Origin of the sequence: Aurantibacter sp. (genome assembly GCF_039941195.1) — a bacterium.
Taxonomy (GTDB): domain Bacteria; phylum Bacteroidota; class Bacteroidia; order Flavobacteriales; family Flavobacteriaceae; genus Aurantibacter_A.
In genome coordinates this window covers 1-20,033 of sequence record NZ_JBDVFA010000017.1, presented here as the reverse complement: position 1 = coordinate 20,033, position 20,033 = coordinate 1, and the positions used below count along the sequence as shown (strand labels likewise).

Annotated in this window: 21 protein-coding genes; 12 read left to right on the top strand and 9 right to left on the bottom strand. The window is 33.5% G+C overall.

From position 1 onward, the window contains the following. Nucleotides 1-89 precede the first annotated feature (89 nt). From ABJF52_RS02965 to ABJF52_RS02955, 3 genes are all read left to right on the top strand, one after another. Nucleotides 90-2,261, top strand: a complete 2,172-nt coding sequence (locus ABJF52_RS02965) for a TonB-dependent receptor (protein ID WP_348146074.1) — start codon at nucleotides 90-92, stop codon at nucleotides 2,259-2,261. A gap of 112 nt (nucleotides 2,262-2,373) precedes the next feature. Beyond that, nucleotides 2,374-5,793, top strand: coding sequence for a HEAT repeat domain-containing protein (locus ABJF52_RS02960; protein WP_348146071.1), 3,420 nt, complete (start codon nucleotides 2,374-2,376; stop codon nucleotides 5,791-5,793). A 21-nt stretch (nucleotides 5,794-5,814) separates the two neighbouring features. After that, on the top strand, nucleotides 5,815-6,798 hold the full coding sequence (locus tag ABJF52_RS02955) for a Gfo/Idh/MocA family oxidoreductase (RefSeq protein ID WP_348146068.1): 984 nt from the start codon (nucleotides 5,815-5,817) through the stop codon (nucleotides 6,796-6,798). Here ABJF52_RS02955 and ABJF52_RS02950 read toward each other — a convergent pair. Continuing rightward, nucleotides 6,795-7,232 (bottom strand): hypothetical protein, encoded by a 438-nt coding sequence (locus ABJF52_RS02950; RefSeq protein ID WP_348146065.1) that lies wholly within the window; start codon nucleotides 7,230-7,232, stop codon nucleotides 6,795-6,797. The two genes, ABJF52_RS02955 and ABJF52_RS02950, sit on opposite strands and share 4 nt — an antisense overlap. A 181-nt stretch (nucleotides 7,233-7,413) precedes the next feature. On the opposite strand from ABJF52_RS02950, the gene greA reads away from it, so the two are divergent. Both greA and ABJF52_RS02940 read left to right on the top strand, forming a co-directional pair. Continuing rightward, nucleotides 7,414-7,890, top strand: coding sequence for a transcription elongation factor GreA (greA, locus tag ABJF52_RS02945; protein ID WP_348146062.1), 477 nt, complete (start codon nucleotides 7,414-7,416; stop codon nucleotides 7,888-7,890). Nucleotides 7,891-7,900: 10 nt separating this feature from the next. Next, complete coding sequence (locus ABJF52_RS02940; protein WP_348146059.1) at nucleotides 7,901-8,293, top strand: HIT family protein; 393 nt, start codon at nucleotides 7,901-7,903, stop codon at nucleotides 8,291-8,293. Here the strand turns inward: ABJF52_RS02940 and ABJF52_RS02935 are convergent. Together ABJF52_RS02935 and ABJF52_RS02930 are read right to left on the bottom strand one after the other, a co-directional pair. Next, nucleotides 8,280-8,636, bottom strand: a complete 357-nt coding sequence (locus ABJF52_RS02935) for a hypothetical protein (protein WP_348146056.1) — start codon at nucleotides 8,634-8,636, stop codon at nucleotides 8,280-8,282. The two genes, ABJF52_RS02940 and ABJF52_RS02935, sit on opposite strands and share 14 nt — an antisense overlap. 6 nt (nucleotides 8,637-8,642) lie before the next feature. Beyond that, the gene (locus tag ABJF52_RS02930; RefSeq protein WP_348146054.1) at nucleotides 8,643-9,794 is read right to left on the bottom strand and encodes a HAMP domain-containing sensor histidine kinase; all 1,152 of its coding nucleotides are present in this window, start codon (nucleotides 9,792-9,794) and stop codon (nucleotides 8,643-8,645) included. 401 nt (nucleotides 9,795-10,195) lie between these two features. On the opposite strand from ABJF52_RS02930, the gene ABJF52_RS02925 reads away from it, so the two are divergent. Together ABJF52_RS02925 and aat are read left to right on the top strand one after the other, a co-directional pair. Then, the gene (locus ABJF52_RS02925) at nucleotides 10,196-10,570 is read left to right on the top strand and encodes a DUF3127 domain-containing protein (protein ID WP_348146051.1); all 375 of its coding nucleotides are present in this window, start codon (nucleotides 10,196-10,198) and stop codon (nucleotides 10,568-10,570) included. Between the two features lie 108 nt (nucleotides 10,571-10,678). Beyond that, nucleotides 10,679-11,338 (top strand): leucyl/phenylalanyl-tRNA--protein transferase, encoded by a 660-nt coding sequence (gene aat, locus ABJF52_RS02920; protein ID WP_348146048.1) that lies wholly within the window; start codon nucleotides 10,679-10,681, stop codon nucleotides 11,336-11,338. A gap of 2 nt (nucleotides 11,339-11,340) precedes the next feature. On the opposite strand, the gene ABJF52_RS02915 is transcribed toward aat, so the two are convergent. Then, a complete protein-coding gene (locus tag ABJF52_RS02915; RefSeq protein WP_348146045.1) occupies nucleotides 11,341-12,240 on the bottom strand; it encodes a MerR family transcriptional regulator in 900 nt (299 codons plus the stop codon). A gap of 284 nt (nucleotides 12,241-12,524) precedes the next feature. Here ABJF52_RS02915 and crtI point away from each other — a divergent pair, with 284 nt between their 5' ends. From crtI to ABJF52_RS02895, 4 genes are read left to right on the top strand one after another with little or no spacing between them, the layout of a single operon-like run. Next, nucleotides 12,525-13,985, top strand: coding sequence for a phytoene desaturase family protein (gene crtI / locus ABJF52_RS02910; RefSeq protein WP_348146042.1), 1,461 nt, complete (start codon nucleotides 12,525-12,527; stop codon nucleotides 13,983-13,985). Then, entirely contained in the window at nucleotides 13,982-14,818 is an 837-nt protein-coding gene (locus ABJF52_RS02905) for a phytoene/squalene synthase family protein (protein ID WP_348146039.1), read from the top strand. Before crtI ends, ABJF52_RS02905 begins: the two co-directional genes overlap by 4 nt. A 28-nt stretch (nucleotides 14,819-14,846) precedes the next feature. After that, nucleotides 14,847-15,302 carry a carotene hydroxylase gene (locus tag ABJF52_RS02900; RefSeq protein ID WP_348146036.1) on the top strand — a complete coding sequence of 152 codons (456 nt, stop codon included), beginning with the start codon at nucleotides 14,847-14,849 and terminating at the stop codon, nucleotides 15,300-15,302. A 2-nt stretch (nucleotides 15,303-15,304) separates the two neighbouring features. Further along, entirely contained in the window at nucleotides 15,305-15,994 is a 690-nt protein-coding gene (locus tag ABJF52_RS02895) for a lycopene cyclase domain-containing protein (protein ID WP_348146033.1), read from the top strand. Here ABJF52_RS02895 and ABJF52_RS02890 read toward each other — a convergent pair. Genes ABJF52_RS02890 through ABJF52_RS02880 form a run of 3 tightly spaced genes read right to left on the bottom strand, consistent with a single transcriptional unit; the run spans nucleotide 15,983 to nucleotide 17,797 of the window. Beyond that, entirely contained in the window at nucleotides 15,983-16,654 is a 672-nt protein-coding gene (locus ABJF52_RS02890) for a DNA alkylation repair protein (RefSeq protein ID WP_348146030.1), read from the bottom strand. The two genes, ABJF52_RS02895 and ABJF52_RS02890, sit on opposite strands and share 12 nt — an antisense overlap. 2 nt (nucleotides 16,655-16,656) lie before the next feature. Further along, the gene (locus tag ABJF52_RS02885; RefSeq protein WP_348146027.1) at nucleotides 16,657-17,247 is read right to left on the bottom strand and encodes a hypothetical protein; all 591 of its coding nucleotides are present in this window, start codon (nucleotides 17,245-17,247) and stop codon (nucleotides 16,657-16,659) included. After that, nucleotides 17,234-17,797, bottom strand: a complete 564-nt coding sequence (locus tag ABJF52_RS02880) for a DNA-3-methyladenine glycosylase I (RefSeq protein WP_348146024.1) — start codon at nucleotides 17,795-17,797, stop codon at nucleotides 17,234-17,236. Before ABJF52_RS02880 ends, ABJF52_RS02885 begins: the two co-directional genes overlap by 14 nt. 175 nt (nucleotides 17,798-17,972) lie before the next feature. Between ABJF52_RS02880 and ABJF52_RS02875 the strand changes: the two genes are divergently transcribed. Further along, nucleotides 17,973-18,593 carry a thioredoxin family protein gene (locus tag ABJF52_RS02875; RefSeq protein ID WP_348146021.1) on the top strand — a complete coding sequence of 207 codons (621 nt, stop codon included), beginning with the start codon at nucleotides 17,973-17,975 and terminating at the stop codon, nucleotides 18,591-18,593. Here the strand turns inward: ABJF52_RS02875 and ABJF52_RS02870 are convergent, their stop codons facing one another. After that, on the bottom strand, nucleotides 18,594-19,277 hold the full coding sequence (locus ABJF52_RS02870; protein ID WP_348146018.1) for a hypothetical protein: 684 nt from the start codon (nucleotides 19,275-19,277) through the stop codon (nucleotides 18,594-18,596). Nucleotides 19,278-19,397: 120 nt separating this feature from the next. Then, nucleotides 19,398-20,033, bottom strand: a 636-nt coding sequence (truB, locus tag ABJF52_RS02865; RefSeq protein ID WP_348146015.1) for a tRNA pseudouridine(55) synthase TruB, incomplete at its 5' end; no start/stop codon positions are given.

Below are 20,033 nucleotides of genomic sequence, written 5' to 3'. Positions count from 1 at the left end.
GGAATTTTATTGCCGTTCTTAATTGAACAAAAATCATTATTAATTTAGAATAATAGCCCCTTTTATTCGTCACTATATAATTAGTACGAATGAAAACTATTGTCACTACGTTTGCCTTAATCGGCTTAACAATGACCTCACAGGCCCAAGAACAACCCATTGATTCTTTAGAAGGAAAAAAAATTGCGCTAGACGAAGTCTTCGTCTCTGCTATTAGAGCTACTTCAGAATCTCCAGTAACCTTTACAAATTTCACAAAAGAGCAAATTGCTCCAAGAAATTTAGGGCAGGATATCCCTATTTTAATGAACTTTTTACCTTCCGTAGTTACCACCTCAGATGCAGGTGCAGGGGTTGGCTATACCGGTATTCGAGTTAGAGGTAGCGATGCTACTCGTGTAAATGTCACTATTAATGGAATCCCATATAATGATTCAGAGTCGCATGGTACATTTTGGGTGAATATGCCCGATTTTGCATCATCAACTGAAAATTTGCAATTACAACGAGGGGTTGGTACATCAACGAATGGAGCCGGAGCCTTTGGTGCTAGTTTAAACATTTTAACAGATGCCACTTCCGCAGATGCTTTTGGACAGATTTCATCATCAATAGGTAGTTTTAATACGCTTCGAAATAGTTTAAAATTCAGTACAGGTTTATTAAATGAGCATATAGAAATTTCAGGACGTTTGTCTCGTATAACTTCGGATGGTTACGTTGATCGCGCTTCATCTAAATTAGATTCTTATTTCCTTCAAGGTACTTTTAAAGATGATAAAAATCTTTTTAAGGCTCTACTTTTTGGTGGACATGAAATTACTTATCAGTCCTGGAATGGTATTGATGCTGAAACTTTACTGACTGATAGAACTTTCAACTCGGCCGGAATTTATACCGATGCAAATGGAGATACGCAATATCATAATAACGAAGTGGATGACTACAAACAGAACCATGCGCAGCTATTGTATAATAGAAAGTTAACTGATAATTGGAATACAAATATTGCTTTGCATTATACTCGTGGACGTGGCTTTTTTGAACAATATAAGGAAGATGACGATTTTTCTACTTATGGTATTCAACCGATAAATGTTGATGCTGAAGAAATTACTACAACTGATTTAATTCGAAGACGTTGGCTTAATAATCATTTTTATGGTACTGTTTTTTCAGCTAATTACAAGAATGAGAAGCTAGATTTTGTTTTAGGTGGTGGATGGAATAAGTATGAAGGCGACCACTATGGCGAAATTCTTTGGGCTAGATTTTCTAATAATCGCAACTATTTAGACCGCTATTATGATGATAGTTCTGTGAAAACTGACTTTAATATTTTCGCCAAAGCTAATTATCAATTAGATAATAAATGGAATGTGTATGGTGATTTGCAATACAGAACAGTTGGGTATACGGCTAATGGTGAAGACACTGGTATAGTAGATGATACTTTTAATTTTTTCAATCCAAAGGCTGGGGTAACTTTTGATGTAAATACAAATAGTAATTTATATTTCTCCTATGCCGTTGCTAATAGAGAGCCAAATAGAAATGATTATGAAAGCGGAAGTCCCAAACCAGAAAAATTAGATGATTTTGAACTTGGTTGGCGTTATGTTACATCAGATGTGCAGCTTAGTACAAATGTTTATTATATGAAGTACGTTGATCAATTAGTGCTTACTGGTGAGCTAAATGATGTTGGAGCACCATTAAGAGCTAATGTGGGTGATAGTTATAGAATTGGTTTAGAAATAGACGCGCGTATTGCTCTAGGAAATCATTTTAAATGGCAACCGAATTTGGCCTTGAGTACCAATAAGAACAAAGATTTTTATTTTGAGCGTGATGGAGTGTTGCAAAATCTTGGAAATACAAATATTTCTTTTTCACCTAATGTAATTGTTGGTAATCAGATTTCATATTCTCCAACAAATGAATTACAATTATCGTTTTTAACTAAATATGTTGGTAAGCAGTATATGGGTAATATCGATGCAGAATCCTCGACTTTAAGCGCCTATTCACAATCAGATATCAATGTTAGTTATGAAATTCCAATGAATTCGTTCGCTAAAAGTATTGTGTTATCTGGTTTGATAAATAATATATTCAATGCTGAATATGAATCGAATGGATATTTCTATACCTACGATGATGATTATTCTGTGCCTGATACAATTACAACTATTGAAGGAGCCGGTTATTACCCCCAAGCAGGTATAAACTTTTTATTGGGTGCGAGCATCCTTTTTTAAGAGTAAACCACAATTGAATAGTTAAGGGGCAATCTTATTTATAGATTGCCCCTTTATCATTCAAATATTCTGTTATTTTTGTTAAGCTCAGCAATTTTGAAAAACCAACTTAATGAAAACCTTACCTATTCTTCGTGTATTTGTTTTAACGACGGCATTTTTGTCGACACTTTTTTCATGTGATACTAAACCACAAAAACCAAAAGAAATTCCCATAACTATTATTGAAGACTCAGTTTTAGGAATTGAAAATGCAAAGAAAGTTCGAGAAATTACACCAGCTGTAGTTGCAGACGGATTAGAACTAACACTTTGGGCTTCCGATTCATTAGCTCCTGATCCTGTAGCAATGTCTGTAGATGATAAGGGTGCTATTTATTTGACGCGCACCAATCGCCAGAAAAATTCAGAATTTGATATTCGCGGTTATCGCGATTGGATGACACCATCAATAAGCTTTGAAACTGTATCGGATAGACGCGCTTTTTTGCATGAAACTTTTGCTCCCGAAAAGAGTGAGGAAAACTCATGGCTTAAAGATTTAAATAACGATTCTATTCATGACTGGCATGATCTAGCAGTTGAAAAAGATGAAATATGGAAACTTGAAGATCTTAATGGAAATGGAATTGCTGATGTTTCCACTAGAATACTAGAAGATTTTAATGAAGAAATTACTGATGTTGCGGGTGCATTATTAGTGCGAGAAAATGATGTTTTTGTAGGGGTTGGGCCAGATATGTGGCGCTTAACAGATACAAATGACGATCAAATACTTGATGAAAAAGTGTCTATTGCGCATGGCTTTGCAATTCATATAGGGTTTGGAGGTCATGGTATGTCTGGGGCAATTGAAGGTCCAGATGGTAAAATTTATTGGGGAATTGGCGATATTGGGATGAACCTCACGACAGAAGAAGGTGTGCATCATAAATATCCGAACCAAGGGGTAATTGTTCGATCAAATCCTGATGGTTCAGATTTTGAAGTTTTTGCGGCTGGACTAAGAAATACGCATGAGTTTGTTTTTGATGAATATGGAAATATAATAACTGCTGATAATGATGGTGACCATCGTGGTGAAAGTGAGCGCTTAGTATATATTGTTGAAGGACATGATGCCGGATGGAGAGCTAACTGGCAATATGGAAAATATACGGATCCTAAAAACAATGGTTATAACGTTTGGATGGACGAAAAAATGTACATGCCTCGTTGGGAAGGACAAGCAGCATATTTTTTGCCTCCGATTCAGAATTTTCATAATGGCCCAACCGGAATGGTGTATAATCCTGGAACTGCTTTGGGAAAAGAATGGCAGAATAAGTTTTTCTTGACCGAATTTGTTGGAAATCCGGGTCGTTCTCATATATGGGCATTTGATTTAAAACCGAGTGGTGCTTCTTTTGAATTAAAATCTGAACAAGATGTTGTAAGTGGCATTTTACCAACAGGAATACGTTTTGGACCAGATGGAGCTCTTTATGTTGCAGATTGGATTAATGGTTGGAACACAAAAGATTATGGTCGTGTTTGGAAAATGGATGTTGCTAAAACTAAAAATGACTTAAAATCGGAACGTGAGAAGACTAAAGAATTAATGACACTAGATTATGCTTCGCAATCTGTAGATGAACTTAAAAACCTATTAAATTATGGTGATATGCGAATTCGGCAGAAAGCACAATTCGAATTAGTTGCCCGTGGTGATAAAGGTGCTAGTGTTTTTCAAAAAAGTATTTCCCAGAAAGAAAATCAATTAGTAAGAGTTCATGGAATATGGGGACTAGGACAATTGGGGTGGAAAGATGTAGATGCCACAGAACCACTTTTAGCACTACTAAAAGATTCCGATTTAGAAATAGTAGCGCAAGCCGCTAAAATTTTGGGTGATGTTAAAAATGAAAAAGCCGGTGAATTATTAATTCCATTATTGCAAAATGAAAGTGCTAGAGTCCGTTTCTTCGCGGCTCAGGCTTTAGGTAGAATAAAATATTCAGATGCTGTACAGCCAATTTTAGATATGTTAGCTGTAAATGCTGATGAAGATAATTATTTACGGCATGCAGGTGTTTTGGCTTTAAGTAGAATAGGGAATATAGATTCAATTACAGCACTATTAGAAAATGAAAATAGAAGTTTAAGAATTGCTGCTGTTTTGGTTTTACGGAGATTGCAAAATCCTAAAGTTGCTGAATTTTTGAATGATTCGGATGAATATATTGTTGCAGAAGCAGCAAGAGCAATAAATGATGATTGGTCTATTGAAGCAGCGATGCCAGCTTTGGCGGAAACTTTAGTTAATGTTGATTTTACTTCAGAACCTTTGCTTCGAAGAGCGATAAATGCAGCATTAAGAGTGGGACGTGAAAGCGATTTAGATAATTTAATTGCCTTTACTCAACGAGAAAATGTTTCAAGTATTCTTAGAGGGGAAGCCTTGGCTGCGATTTCAAATTGGACCGAGCCTTCTGTCTTAGATAGAGTAGACGGTCGTAGACGTGCAGATATTTCCAGAGAGGCTGCCATTGTACAGCAGAAAGTTGGAGCAGTTATTCCTGAATTTCTTAAAAGCAAAGATCCTGAGATTCTTGCATCCACCGCAAAAATATTAGGGGCAATTAATTTAAGCTCTTTTAATAATGAATTGAAGGCATTTCTAAAAAGCAACAAATCAACTAAAGTACGAGTTGCTGCTTTACAAGCATTAGGGAGTCTTAATGCTGATGACATTAAAGATGTAATGGCACAAGGTATGAAGGATAAAAGTACTGAAGTACGTGTAGTAGCAGTAGATATGTTGTCTAAAATTGATGTGCCTGCTAACGACATACCTGGTATTGTAAAACCAATCTTTAAAAATGGATCTGCTAGAGAACAACAAAGTATGTTAGGTGTTTTAGCAGCCATGCCAATAGCTAAAAGTGAACCCGTATTGAGTACTATGATTGACCAGGCAGCTAGCAAGAAAATATCGCCTAATGTAATTCTAGATTTAATGGAAGCAGTACAGGCTACAAATTCAGAACTTTTAATTGCCAAATTAGATAAATTAAAAGAAGCAGGCTATGGTGTTGATGCTTATCAAGAAACACTTTATGGTGGTAATTGGGGAGCTGGGTTTAGGTACTTTAATAATAGCCTTTCAGGACAATGTGTACGTTGTCATTCTCTAGAAGGACAAGGTGGTCAAGTAGGACCACCATTAGATGGTATTGCAGATATATTAAGTCGTGAGCAAATTTTAGAAGCATTGATTAATCCAAGTGCACGACTATCCCCAGGATATGGTAATGTAACTTTAACTTTAAAAGATGGCCAGGAAGTGACAGGACTTTTGGAAGAAGAAACACATGATGAATTAATACTTAGAACTTCTGATGCAGAACCGTTAGAAGTAGCAATATCAAGAATAGCTAAGCGTGAGAATATGACATCAAGTATGCCTGCTATGGGCAGAATAATGTCGAAACGAGAACTCCGTGATCTTATTGAATTTTTATCTAGTTTAAAAAATAGGCCTTCGAGCTAAGAAAAATATAAATTATAAAAAATGAAAAGTACTTCTAAAACTATTCGTTGGGGGATTATTGGCTGTGGTGATGTTACTGAAGTTAAAAGTGGACCAGCATATCAAAATACTAATGGCTTTGAAATTGTAGCCGTGATGAGAAGAGATGCGGCTAAAGCGGCTGATTATGCAAAACGTCATGGTATTTCTAAATGGTATTCAAATGCTGATGAACTTATTGCCGATGATGAGGTTGATGCTGTTTATATAGCTACACCACCAGATTCACATAGAGAATATGCATTAAAAGTTGCTGCTATTGGAAAACCATGTTGTGTGGAAAAACCAATGGCACCTAGTTACGCCGAAAGTCTCGAGGTTTATGAGGCCTTTAAGGAAAAAAAATTACCACTTTTTGTTGCTTATTATCGCCGGTCTTTGCCACGTTTTTTAGCTGTGAAAAAATGGTTAGATGATAAGAAAATTGGCGATGTTAGGCATATTCGATGGATGCTAACAAAAGATCCTTCTGAGGTAGATTTAAGTGGGGCGTATAATTGGCGTACAGATGTTAAAGTAGCTCCTGGAGGTTATTTTGATGATCTTGCTTCGCACGGTTTAGACCTCTTTATTTATTACTTAGGGGATATTTCACAGGCTAATGGTATTTCATTAAATCAACAAGGCTTATATACCGCAAAAGATGCGATTACCGGAACTTGGTTGCATGAAAATGGAATAACAGGTGAGGCAACATGGAATTTTGGATGCGACCGTAGAGAAGATTTGGTTGAGATATATGGTAGTAAAGGCAAAATCTCTTTTTCAGTTTTTGGAGAAGACGATATTATTTTGGAGAATGGAGATGGCCTTCAAAAAGAATTTATTGAACATCCTAAACATGTACAGCAATTTCATGTCGAAAATCTAGCGAAAGATTTATTTCAGAACATAGAGCATCCTTCTACAGGTAAAACTGCGTTGCACGGAAGTTGGGTAATGGATTCTATACTAGGAACTATTTAATTACTTATAATTACCGAATTTCCACTTTGTACAGCTCGGTATTCAAGTAAATTATAGTAGACATTGTCATCTTCGGGCACATTAAACTGTTGTCCGGTAAATAAACTGTACTCGTAATCTTCACAAGGGCATATGGCATTTTGCCCATCTATTTCCATGGTAGAACAACTGTTTGGTGGATGATTTGGGCATGTCGCTTCAAATGCTCGAAATTGGTCGAAACCAGCATTAATTACAAATACACCACGGTTTCCAACTCCATCTAGACCTATATAAACTGGACTACCGGGATTAGTTAAGGGACTATATAACGGAAGACTTAAATTAAGATCAAAACGGAATCCTATTTCTTGTATATATGGATTTCGAATAGCCCTATCACTATCACAAGATAGCACTAGAAATAGTAATAAAAGACAAATAATTCGATTCATAAGATGTTGTTCGTTTAGGAATTCATGGACAAATTTGAGTAAAAAATACGTATATTCGCTATATATCCTCTCTAAAAAACCAAGGAAGGCCTTGGGGAAATAGGGGGTTTTGCTTTTTACAGCTTCTTGAAACAGAAATAAATTAAAATCAAGAAGTATACACTATATAAACGAAGAACTTATGAGCAACGTATCTTACTATACTGCTGAGGGACTTAAAAATTTAAAAGAAGAGCTACGTCAATTGAAAGATATTGAACGTCCGAAGGCATCTCAAGCAATAGCTGAAGCCCGTGATAAAGGTGATTTATCTGAAAATGCGGAATATGATGCTGCTAAAGAAGCACAGGGACTTTTAGAATTGAAAATATCAAAACTAGAAGATGTTTATGCTAATGCAAGACTTATAGACGAATCGCAACTAGATACTTCTAAAGTGCTTGTATTATCTACCGTAAAATTGAAAAATCAAACCAATGGTATGGAAATGAAATATACCTTGGTAGCTGAGAGTGAAGCAGATTTAAAAACAGGTAAGATATCAGTTAATTCTCCAATTGGTAAAGGTCTGTTAGGTAAAGAAGTTGGTGATACAGCAGAAATTACTGTACCAAATGGAACTTTAAAGTTTGATATTTTAGAAATTACCAGATCATAATTTTAGTCAGATGCCAAGTATTTTTACCAAAATTATTGAAGGAGAAATACCTTGTTATAAAATAGCAGAGGATGACGATTTTTTTGCATTTTTAGATATCAATCCAAATGCAAAAGGGCATACGCTTTGTGTGCCTAAAAAGGAAGTCGATAGACTTTTAGATTTGGATGAGCAGACTTATATGGGTTTAATGGCTTTTTCTAGAAAAGTAGGATTAGCCATTGAAGCTACAATTCCATGTAAACGTGTGGGTATGACGGTAATTGGATTAGAGGTGCCCCATGTACATGTTCATTTAATTCCACTAAATACAATGGCTAATGCTACTTTTCAGAATAAGGTTTCGTTAGCTAAGGAGGAATTTGAGGAAGTTGCGGAGGCTATTCGGGCTAAAATTCAATAATACCTTGGGTGAAAATATATACAGCACCTGCTACTAAAGCAATCAAAAAAAGAATTAGTCCGTAAAAAAGTCCAGTATATTTCACTGAGGCTTTTTCTGGTGTTACCATTTTCCGTTTATAATCGAAAATGCGTTCAATATCTGGAGTCCAATCGATAGGATAAATAAAAGAATCACATGTTTTGCATTGTACCTGATGTGTTATTTCATTGGTTACCTTATGGAATAATTTGCTATAACGGTGTTTTTGATAAAACGTTAGCTTCATATCCTGATTAAAGCACTGCGGACAATTATTGGTAATTACCGATTCTTGAATTACTTCCAGTTTTTCTTGTGCCATAACTAACTATACGTTTGCTATTTTAAATGAAATCTGCATAATTGTTCCCTCTTTATTAGACGAAAGTACTTTAATTTTTCCTTTATGGTATTCTTCAATTATTCTTTTTACCAAAGATAAGCCTAAACCCCAACCTCTTTTTTTACTTGTAAAACCAGGATTAAAGATGTTTTGATAATCACTTTTTGATATTCCAGAACCGGTATCGGCGATATGTATTTTAACATAATTATTATCTAGTAAAATTTCAATAGCGATATTGCCTTTACCACGCATGGCATCAATACCATTTTTTACAAGGTTTTCAATGGTCCAATTATAAAGTGACGGATTCATCATTACTGGTACATTTTCTACTTTTGTATTAAATGAAAAATTAATCAATTTAGAACTCCTTAGCTTTAAATATTCATAAGCACTCTTGGTCTCTTCAACAATATTGTGTTCTTCGAGTTTGGGTGTAGATCCTATTTTAGAAAAACGTTCCGTAATTGTTTCTAACCTTGTAATATCTTTTTCAATTTCTTTAGTAATATCTTGATTTATATTTTCAGCTTTAAGTAGTTCATTCCAACCTAATAACGAAGATAAAGGTGTACCAATTTGGTGTGCAGTTTCTTTGGCCATACCTGCCCATAATTTGTTTTGTTCCGATGCCTTATTCGTTTTAAAAAAGAAAAATATCATGGCTCCAAACAAAAAAATAATAAGCATTAGGGCTATCGGATAATACTTTAGCTTGTTAAGTACTTCAGAATTTCCATAATACAATGTTGCCAATTGTTCTAAATTATCACCAATTGCAATAGGTGTATTCTGTTCTTCAAATTCAACAATTTTACGTTGAATATAAATTGAATCATGTTCGTGTTCTTTTGGAAAATTATTAACCTTTATTGATCCATCTTTGTTGATTAGGATCATAGGTGTTGAGGTATTCTTTTGGAAAACAAAAATTGGAAGATTTCCTATTTCGGCATCGGCTGGCATCGATTGTAATTCGTACTGTGCTGCCGCCCAAATTTCCATCTTAAAACGTTCCTCTTCCTTAAATTTCTTGAAGAAGCTGTTGGTGTTCCAAAGTATTAAACTAACTATAACGAAGGCCGTTATAAGTAGTATAATGTTTGTGGTTTTCTTTTCTGGTGTGAAATTCATCAACGCTTTTTAATGCTAGTTAAAGATAGGGCATTTTATACAAATTGGATTATACTGCTTGTTTCTGAGTAATTATTGTGAGACTGATTGTAGCTATTATTTTGAGCTAATTTATTTGTTTTAGATTAGATCTCAATGACGAAAAAAAGGGGTCTATTTTTTATCTTAGTTATAAGATGATGTTAGTTGATATATTTATTACTTATATAAAGAATTATTTCAAGCAGAAGTGAAAAAGGTATATCAAAGAAGAATAATGTTGAAAAATAGGGTGCTTTTCTTATTAGCTTGCCAAATAGTTAGTTAATCTTAATAACTTAATGTGTTTATATTAGGTCGATTTCCACATAACTGGTATTTTTAAAAACTTTTTTAATTCGAATTCAGAATAATATTACGACATGGAAATTCAAGGCAAAATAAAATTAGTTGGCGAAACACAAACTTTTGGAAATAATGGTTTTCGCAAAAGAGAAATTGTAATTACTACCGAAGAACAATATCCACAACATATAATGGTAGAGTTTGTTCAAGATAAAACAGACCTTCTTAATGCTTACCAACCTGGTCAGGCAGTTAAAATTAGTATTAACCTTAGAGGTAGAGAATGGACTAATCCACAAGGTGAAGTTAAATATTTCAACTCCATTCAAGGTTGGAGAATCGAAAACCTTCAAGCAGAACAAGGATCTACACCACCTCCAGCAGCACCAATTGAGGCGTTTGAACCAGCAAATGATTTAAATGAAGAAGAACACGATGATCTTCCATTTTAATGTGAAAATTATATTAGTGAAATAATTCTTTAGAATAATAATGAACCTATTCTAGGTTGTCACGCCCCGCATTCAGCGGGGTTTTTGGTTATGTGTTAAATTGTATTTATGAATCGTTTACCAGAATTAACTAACGAATTGGTATTTCCCCCAATAGAAACGGCTACAAATGATGGTTTGTTAGCCTATGGAGGTGACTTATCTGCGGAACGATTATTATTGGCCTATAATAATGGAATCTTTCCTTGGTATGATACTAATTCTCCAATTCTATGGTGGAGTCCTGATCCTAGAATGGTGCTTTTTCCGAATAAATTAAAAATTTCTAAAAGCATGAGTAAAATAATGGCTGGTGATACTTTTACTTTGACGAAAAATGTTTGCTTTGAAAAAGTGATTGACCAATGTGCAAAGGTTAAACGAGTAGGCCAAGATGGAACATGGATTACAGATGATATGAAATCTGCATATATGAAATTAAATGAATTAGGACATGCTATTTCATACGAGGTATGGAGTGAAAATAAACTTGTAGGTGGTTTATATGGTATTGATTTGGGTCATGTATTTTGTGGCGAAAGTATGTTCAGCTTAAAAAGCAATGCATCTAAATATGCCTTTATTAGCTTAGTTAAAGTCTTGGAAGCAAAGAATTATAAATTGGTTGATTGTCAAGTTTACACAAAACACTTAGAAAGCTTGGGAGCCGAAGAAATAACTAGAAAAACTTTCATGGAGATTTTGAACGACCATTCTCCACTTAATTAAATTTAGTTATTGGTTTTAGAGTTGGAATTTTTGTAACGTTTTTCAAGGAATTCTATCATTTCCTTTGGGTCTTTTAGGTAGTTTATCTGTTTAGAAATAGTGATTTCCGCAAAATTATCTTTGTTACCCGATAGTGCTATAGGTACATCAGTTTTACTCATCAATAAATTAAGGTTCGTTTTCACCCATTCCGGTCTAATTAGAATAAAAAGTGAAACTAGCAGTTGCGGTTTAGTAATTTCAATTACCTTTTCTATATTCTCTAAAGGTACTTTTGTACCTAAATAATATACGCGCCAACCTAATTCTCTGGCAATATAATTTGCTAATAATAGACCTATTTCATGATCTTCATCCTCCAATAAAAAAAGAATCAACTTAGGAGCTTCTTTGGGAGCTAATGGTAAATTTTCAATCGCCGAAAATATTTTTTGACGAATTAGATTAGAAATAAAATGCTCTTGAGCTGGCATGGCTTTATGTGTTGTCCACAATACACCAATTTGATTTAAAAATGGATAAATTACATCGATTACCGTATTTAGAAGTCCGTTATTTTTTATAATTCGATTAATAGTATTATCAAATGCGAGTTCATCCAATTGAATCATGCTAAGTATAAGCGCATTTATTTCATCCGACTGATTCGAATCAATTAAAATTTTGGAAACTTGTTCAAAAACTTCTTCATCAGACATTTTATTTATTTTCGAAATACGATAACCATTTCGATTTAAAATACTAATATTTAGTAATTTACGAAGTTGTAAATCAGAATAATATCTGATGTTTGTTTCTGTTCTATTCGGAACTAGAAAATCATACCTGCTTTCCCATTTTCTTAAAGTATGGGCGTTTATTCCTGTCAAAGTAACAACCTCTGCCATTGAATATGTAGCCATAAATAATTATAATTTTAAAAAAGAATTATGATCTAAACCTGTAAAATTTAGGTCTTTATTTTTATCAAAGGTACAATTTTGTCTAAATAAATTACATATATTATTAGACAAAATTAAAATATCGTTTATATTTGTCTAACTGATTCGGTTAAACACTGGACAATATTAATTGTGTTAGTGATTAGAGTAAAGCAAAAGTACATTGTGTTATTAATATCGAATTCTAAGTATGTTTTTAATTTAGGTGTTTTTCATACTTCTAATTATTTTTATTTCAAATGATTATGAAAAAAGTAATAGTTATTGGTTCGGGATTTTCCTCATTATCTGCGAGTTGCTATTTGGCAAAAGCTGGGTATGATGTTGCTGTTTTTGAAAAAAATAGTTCGGTAGGTGGACGTGCGCGACAATTAAAGAAACAAGGTTTCACTTTTGATATGGGTCCAAGTTGGTATTGGATGCCTGATATATTCGACAAATTTTTCGCTCATTTCGACAAGAAAACTTCTGATTATTACGCCTTAGATAAATTAAGTCCAGCTTATCAAATATTTTTTGCTGATGACGTAATTACAATTGGAGATTCAATTGATAAAATATGTTTAGAATTCGAGCGTATTGAGACTGGAAGCTCAAAATACCTAAGACAATTTATTTCAGAGGCACAAGAGAATTATAGTATTGCTATTAATAAAGTCGTTCTAAAGCCGGGAATTTCCCCTTTTGAATTGGTTACCAAAGACACTATATTAAAAGTTGATCAATTTTTTAAAACTATAAGCGGTGTTGTTAGAAAAAAGTTTAAAAATCCGAAATTAGTTTCAACTTTAGAATTTCCTGTACTTTTCTTAGGTGCCAAACCAAACAATACTCCATCATTCTACAGTTTTATGAATTATGCTGATTTTGGTCTTGGTACTTGGCATCCGCAGGGTGGAATGTATGAGGTGGTGAAAGCAATGACAAGTCTTGCGATTGAATTAGGTGTGACATTATTTACAGACCACGAAGTAAATAAAATAATTGCAGCGGATAGTCATGCTATCGGAATTGAAAGTAATGGTGCAATTTTTAAAAGTGATTACGTAATAAGTGGTGCGGACTATCACCATTCCGAAACATTATTAGATACTCAATATAGACAGTACAAAGAAGACTATTGGTCTAAAAAGACTTTTGCTCCGTCATCATTGCTTTTTTATATTGGTTTCAATACCAAACTTAAAAATATAGAACATCACAATTTATTTTTTGATACTGATTTTGAAAATCATGCAAAAGAAATTTATGATAACCCTCAATGGCCATCCGATCCACTTTTTTATGCTAATTTTCCATCGGTAACTGATGTCACCATGGCTCCTGAAGGTTGTGAGGCAGGATTTTTCTTGGTGCCCATTGCACCCGGATTAGATGATAATGAGCAACTTAGAGCGCAGTATCTCGATTTAATAATGGCGCGGTTTCAACAACGAACTAATCAACAGATTTTTGACAATATTTTGTTCTGTGAATCTTTCTGTGTTAACGATTTTATTGAAGATTATAATTCCTATAAGGGTAATGCCTATGGAATGGCAAATACACTTTCACAAACTGCATTTTTAAGGCCAAAATTGCAAAGTAAGAAAGTTGAAAATTTGTTTTTCACAGGCCAATTAACCGTTCCAGGGCCTGGAGTTCCGCCAGCATTAATTTCCGGTAAACTTGTGAGTGATCTGATTATAAAGCAAAATGAACTATGAAAAAACTGTTTGATACTTCGAGTTATGATTGTAGTAAGTTAGTGACTAAGACATATAGTACTTCATTTTCAATGGGGATTAAACTATTCTCGCCTAAAATTAGACCCGCCATTTACGCTATATATGGTTTTGTAAGATATGCCGATGAAATTGTAGATACCTTCCACGATTATCAACAAAAAACTCTGTTTGATGAATTTGAGCAAGATTATTATAAAGCTGTTGAACGTAAAATAAGTCTGAATCCTATTTTAAATGCCTTTCAAGAAATTGTACATAAATACGATTTAAAGGTTTATGTTCAAGATTTTATGGATCGAATGCGAATGGACTTAGACAAAAAAGAATATACCTCTAAAGAAGAATATGAGAATTATATTTATGGTTCTGCAGATGTGGTAGGCTTAATGTGCCTGAGAGTGTTTGTAAATAATGATGAGAAGAAATATAATGAACTAAAAGGGTATGCTATGCGTTTGGGCTCTGCTTTTCAAAAGGTTAATTTCTTACGTGATATTAGACAAGACAATGAAGATTTAGGTCGCTCATACTTTCCTAATTTGGTAAATGGAGAGTTAACAGAACAATCTAAAGCAGAAATTCTTTTAGATATAGAAAGTGATTTTGCCGAAGCTTATAAAGGTATAGTCTTGCTTCCTCTAGAAGGTAAATTAGGGGTGTATTTGGCGTATAGGTATTACTTGCGTTTGTTACAAAAGATAAAAAGAGCTGATTGTAATAAGATTATGAATGGTCGTATTCGTATTTCTAATTCTTTAAAGTTGGTATTATTGACCAAGGCTGTAGTTCGTTATAGATTAAATGTTATTTAAGTATAAATTTATTTAAAGGGCTGTTTTAATGGTTGTTTTGAGTTACATATCTTTAACTGTAGTTGTATTCATACTAATGGAAGTGGTGACTTGGTGCACGCATAAATATGTAATGCATGGATTTTTGTGGGTACTACATGAGGATCATCACCAACCAAAATATCAAGGTGTTTTTGAAAAAAACGATACTTTTTTTGTCATTGGAGCTATACCAAGTATTCTACTTTTTTATTTTGGCACTTATCCAAGCTTTAATTATTTGTTTTTTATAGGATTAGGAGTTTTTCTATATGGCCTCAGTTATTTTTTAGTTCATGATGTAATTATACACAGAAGGTTTAGCTGGTTCGATAATATAAAAAGTCCGTATTTAAAAGCCTTACGAAAAGCGCATAAAGTACATCATAAACACTTGGGTAAAGAAGATGGCGAATGCTTTGGTATGTTATATGTGCCAATGAAATATTTTAAACAGTTTCTTTGAAAATGCAATCTTACACGTACTTAATAATAGATTTGTGTTGTATTTCTATTCCTTTTATAGCAAGTTTTTATCCTAAACATGCTTTTTATAAGGAATGGAAGCCATTTTTTTTGGCAAATATTATTGTTGGATTTTTCTTTTTGGTTTGGGATGCTGATTTTACACTAAATGGAATTTGGGGCTTTAATCCAGATTATGTAATCGGACTAAATATTTTTAACTTACCAATTGAAGAGGTCCTATTTTTTGTTAGTATACCATATGCTTGTGTTTTTACCTATTTTTCTTTGAAATATTTGGTACAGAATAATCCTTTGGTCACATTTCAAAAAATAATTTCTATACTCTTTATTCTAATTTTACTACTCGTTGGCATAATGTCTTTAGATAAATGGTACACAAGTATAACTTCCCTAATAACGGCTGTGTATTTAATTTTTCAGGTAATTAGAAAGAGAGACTTATCCTATCAATACTTATCCTATTTAATTGTTTTGCCATTTTTCTTTGTTAGTAACGGTATTTTAACGGGTAGTTTTTTAGAATCACCTATAGTTTGGTATAATGATGCTGAGAATTTGGGTATTCGTTTATTTACGATTCCTGTTGAAGATATTTTTTATGGTATGTTATTAATCTTTTTAAATATCGATTTGTATGAATTTTTTAAGTCGAAATTTTTAAACAATTAACCTCAGGGCCTCCCTTTTACTTAGCGAATGGAGATTGTTTTTGGAAACAAAATCGATAACCCAATTTGGATTTGTTCTACTGTATTGGCGAAGAATCCAACCAATAGCTTTATTGATAAAAAACTCATTGGAACCTAAAAGGGAATGAATAGTTTTTTCTAAATATTGGGTATCCAATTTGTCTTTCCACTTTAATTGAAATAGTAGGCAGCATCTTTGTAACCAAATATTTTCTGAAGCCATCCATTTTTTAGTAATCGCATCTCGTTGGTCCGGAAATTTCCGGAAATAATTGGAAATAAGATTAGTAGCAATAAAATCTACAGTGTCCCACCAAGAGTTATTGATGACCATAAATTCAAATAAAACAATATCGGCTAGCTCTAATTGTCTAGTGTATTTATGTGTTAATTCTTGTGCGAAATAATGAAATTCTCTTTGTGGCTTTATCCATAATGTTTTCACTAATTCTGCCAAACTTTCTTTAGCGGGCAAAAATTGTTTTACTAAAAAAGGCTTTTGTGTTGCTCTACGAACTGGACTTTTCATACCAAAAAAATCGAACTGATTACGTAAGTATGCTTTTTGAACTGCAGCAATTTCTGGATTGCCAACCGCCTCAAATTCTTGTGATAAGGCATTTACATAATCGTAATCCATAATTAATATAGTACACGGTCATAATTAGGAGGTAGCAATTCTTTTTGACTAATAAAGTCACCACTTGCATCAAACAAAACTTCAATGTCAGTTTTTCTTTTATTCAATTTACCACGAACTAATAATTTATAATTCATATCGGGTACCATTAAATTTTGAAAGGCATTTTTAATTGTTTTTTCAATATTTTGCTCAGAATTACTGGAATATAATTGCAGCATTTTTCGAACCTTAATGTTTTCGAAATTCTGTTCCAAGTAATTGGATATTTTTTGAAAACTATCTTCCGGTATGTCTACTTGTTTTATTGAAAAGGATAGAGCCTCAAATACACCATTATTATCAAAATCCATTTCATAATAAAGACGTGATTTTTTAAACTTGGCCGTGTATGTTTTTTGAATTGTATCAATTTCTTGATAATACTTCAATCGCTTTATACCTGTACTATTATTAGTTAAGGTTTCAATAGCTTCAAGAGGGAATTGTGATTTTGTTATACGATGCTGTCTTTCAATTCTGTCTTGTGCTAAACTATTAGTGCATATTGCAATTGCAAAAATTAAAAAAAAGATGTTTTTAAACTTCGTCATATCTAAAACATTTTGTTTCGTGATCATTTATCATTCCTATAGCCTGCATAAAAGCATAGACTACCGTACTGCCGACAAATTTAAAACCTCTTTTCTTAAGGTCTTTACTAATGGCATCGGAGAGGGGAGTATTACCCGGTGCATCTTTGTAGTTGGTAACTTTATTTTTAATTGGAGTATTATTTACAAACGACCATATATAAGTGTTGAAACTACCAAACTCTTCCTGTATTTTTATAAATAACTGGGCATTAGTAACTGTCGCGTTTACTTTTAATTTGTTTCTGATGATTCCAGCATCTTGTAGAAGTGAATCCTTTTTAGATTGATCATACTGGGCTATTTTCTTATAATCAAACTGGTCAAATGCTTTCCTGAAATTTTCTCTTTTTCGTAGAATGGTTATCCAGCTTAAGCCAGCTTGAAAAGTTTCTAGAATTAAAAATTCAAAAAGTGTATCGTCGTCTTTAACAGGTGTACCCCATTCTTTATCGTGATAATCTTCATATAAATCATCGCCAAGACACCAACCACATCGATGTTTATCCATGTTAGCTATTTTTGATAAAGATAGCCAAATCGAAAATATAATTTTGAAGGATTTTATTGTAAAAATAACGTCGTTTTGCCAAATTGTAAGCTTCGAGTAGTCCAAGCGACCAATAATGACTTAAATCATATTTTTATGATTAACTGAATTTTAATTTTGCTTAAAATTTAATAAAATGGCTGAAACCCAAATCGACAAGAAAAGTACTGAAGTACTTATTAAAGAGGGCCTCCAAAAGGCAGTTTCATATCAAGATTATAGAGCATTAGTGGCGCAGTTGGCTGAGGATGGTAAGTCTACAGGACCAGAACAATCGGAGGCTTTGGCTAATTATACGCAATTGAATAATAGACGTATGAAACGATGGGATAAAACCTTGAAGTTTAATGAAGAAGCTATTGCTGAAATAAAGCAAACAAATACTAAAACAACTTGGTTGGTTTTAACCGAAAGTTGGTGTGGCGATGCCTCACCTGCTTTACCAGTTATAAATAAGATAGCTGAGTTGAACTCGAACATAACGCTTAAAATTATTCTACGCGATAAGAATGTCGATTTAATGAATCGATTTTTAACTAATGGTGGAATGTCTATCCCTAAATTAATTAGTATTGATGAAAGTACTCAAGAAGTTAATGGAGAATGGGGACCAAGATCAAAAGCTGCAACCAAACTAGTAGAAGATCACAAATTAGTAAATGGTGGAATTCTACCTGAATTTAAAGAGGAATTGCAAGTTTGGTACAATAAAGATAAAGGTCAAAGTATACTTAACGATTTATTGAAAATAATCTAGCTATCGTGCTTTTTCCTGAAAAATATAGGTAATTGTTCCTTTTTGTGTTGCTCTCTCGGCAGTATTAAATTTGGCTTTTAATGCGTACGTAATTGCATTATCAACTAAACAACCATTGGATGTTCCTGAGCTTTTCGCATTGAAATCTGCATGAGAAACATTTCCTAAAGCATCAACTGTAATATTAACTACTACTTTTCCACCTTCAATACAAGTATAAATTGGTGGAGGTAATCTGTAGTTATTTCTATTTACCAAGGAGTAAGAAACAGAAGTTTTTCTTTTTGCTAAGTTATTAGTGAATTCTTTCTTCTCAGCCTCTTTTTCACCTAGCAATTGTTTCTTTTCTTCTCTTTTTCTAACAAGTTCTTTTACGCGTTCTGCATATTCAGAATCCATATTTGGCCCATCTAAAGGATCATCGGTTGAAGCCTCTTTTTCGGCCATCAACTCTTCTAATGTTTTTAGAGGTTCTGGATCACCGTAACTAGGTTTGGCAGTTTCGTTATAAGCTAAATGGCTTTTTATCGGATCTGCATTAGCTAAATCTTCAAGCGCCTTCTTTTCTTCCAGTAATTCTTCAATATCTTCCTCGGCTAACATCATTTCTACGATGTACTCGTCTTCTTCCGCATCCGCCTTGCCTAAGTTTAGATTGTATAGCCCCAATATTATTATACCCATCGAAAAGACAGTTATTAGTAATGATAATTGTTTGCGGTTCAGGTTCATAAGAGCTATAACCTCGTTTTAAGAAAATTATTTAAATTATTCGATGAACGGAAAAATTCCCTGATATTTTCGTTATACGGCATCTTCTCCGAGTAATTCTTTCTCAAAATTGATTGGATCTTGAGCATTATTTACGTGATAGACCCCTATTTTGGTTCTTCGCAATTCAGATAAATGACCACCACACTTTAGTACTACCCCCAAATCATGTGCCAAAGACCGAATATAAGTGCCTTTGCTGCAAACAATTCTAAATTTAACATGCGGAAGCTTTATTTCTGTAATCTCATATTCTGAAACAGTGACTTTTCGCTTCTTAATTTCTATTGCTATTCCTTCTCTGGCATACTCATAAAGTCGTTTTCCATCTTTTTTTAATGCAGAAAAAATCGGTGGTGTTTGCTCTATTTCACCAATAAATTTTTGAACGGCCTCCTCAATCAATTCATTGGTAAGGTGTTCAATCGAAAAAGTTTTGTCTACTTCTGTTTCCAGGTCGTAAGATGGGGTAGAGGCACCTAAGGTAATTGTACCTGTGTATTCTTTTTCTTGACCTTGTAATTCATTTAATTTTTTTGTGAATTTTCCAGTGCATATTAAAAGTAATCCGGTAGCAAGTGGATCCAAAGTTCCTGCATGACCGATTTTAATTTTTTTTAAGTCAAATTTCTTTCGAATCGACCATTTTAATTTATTTACGGCTTGAAA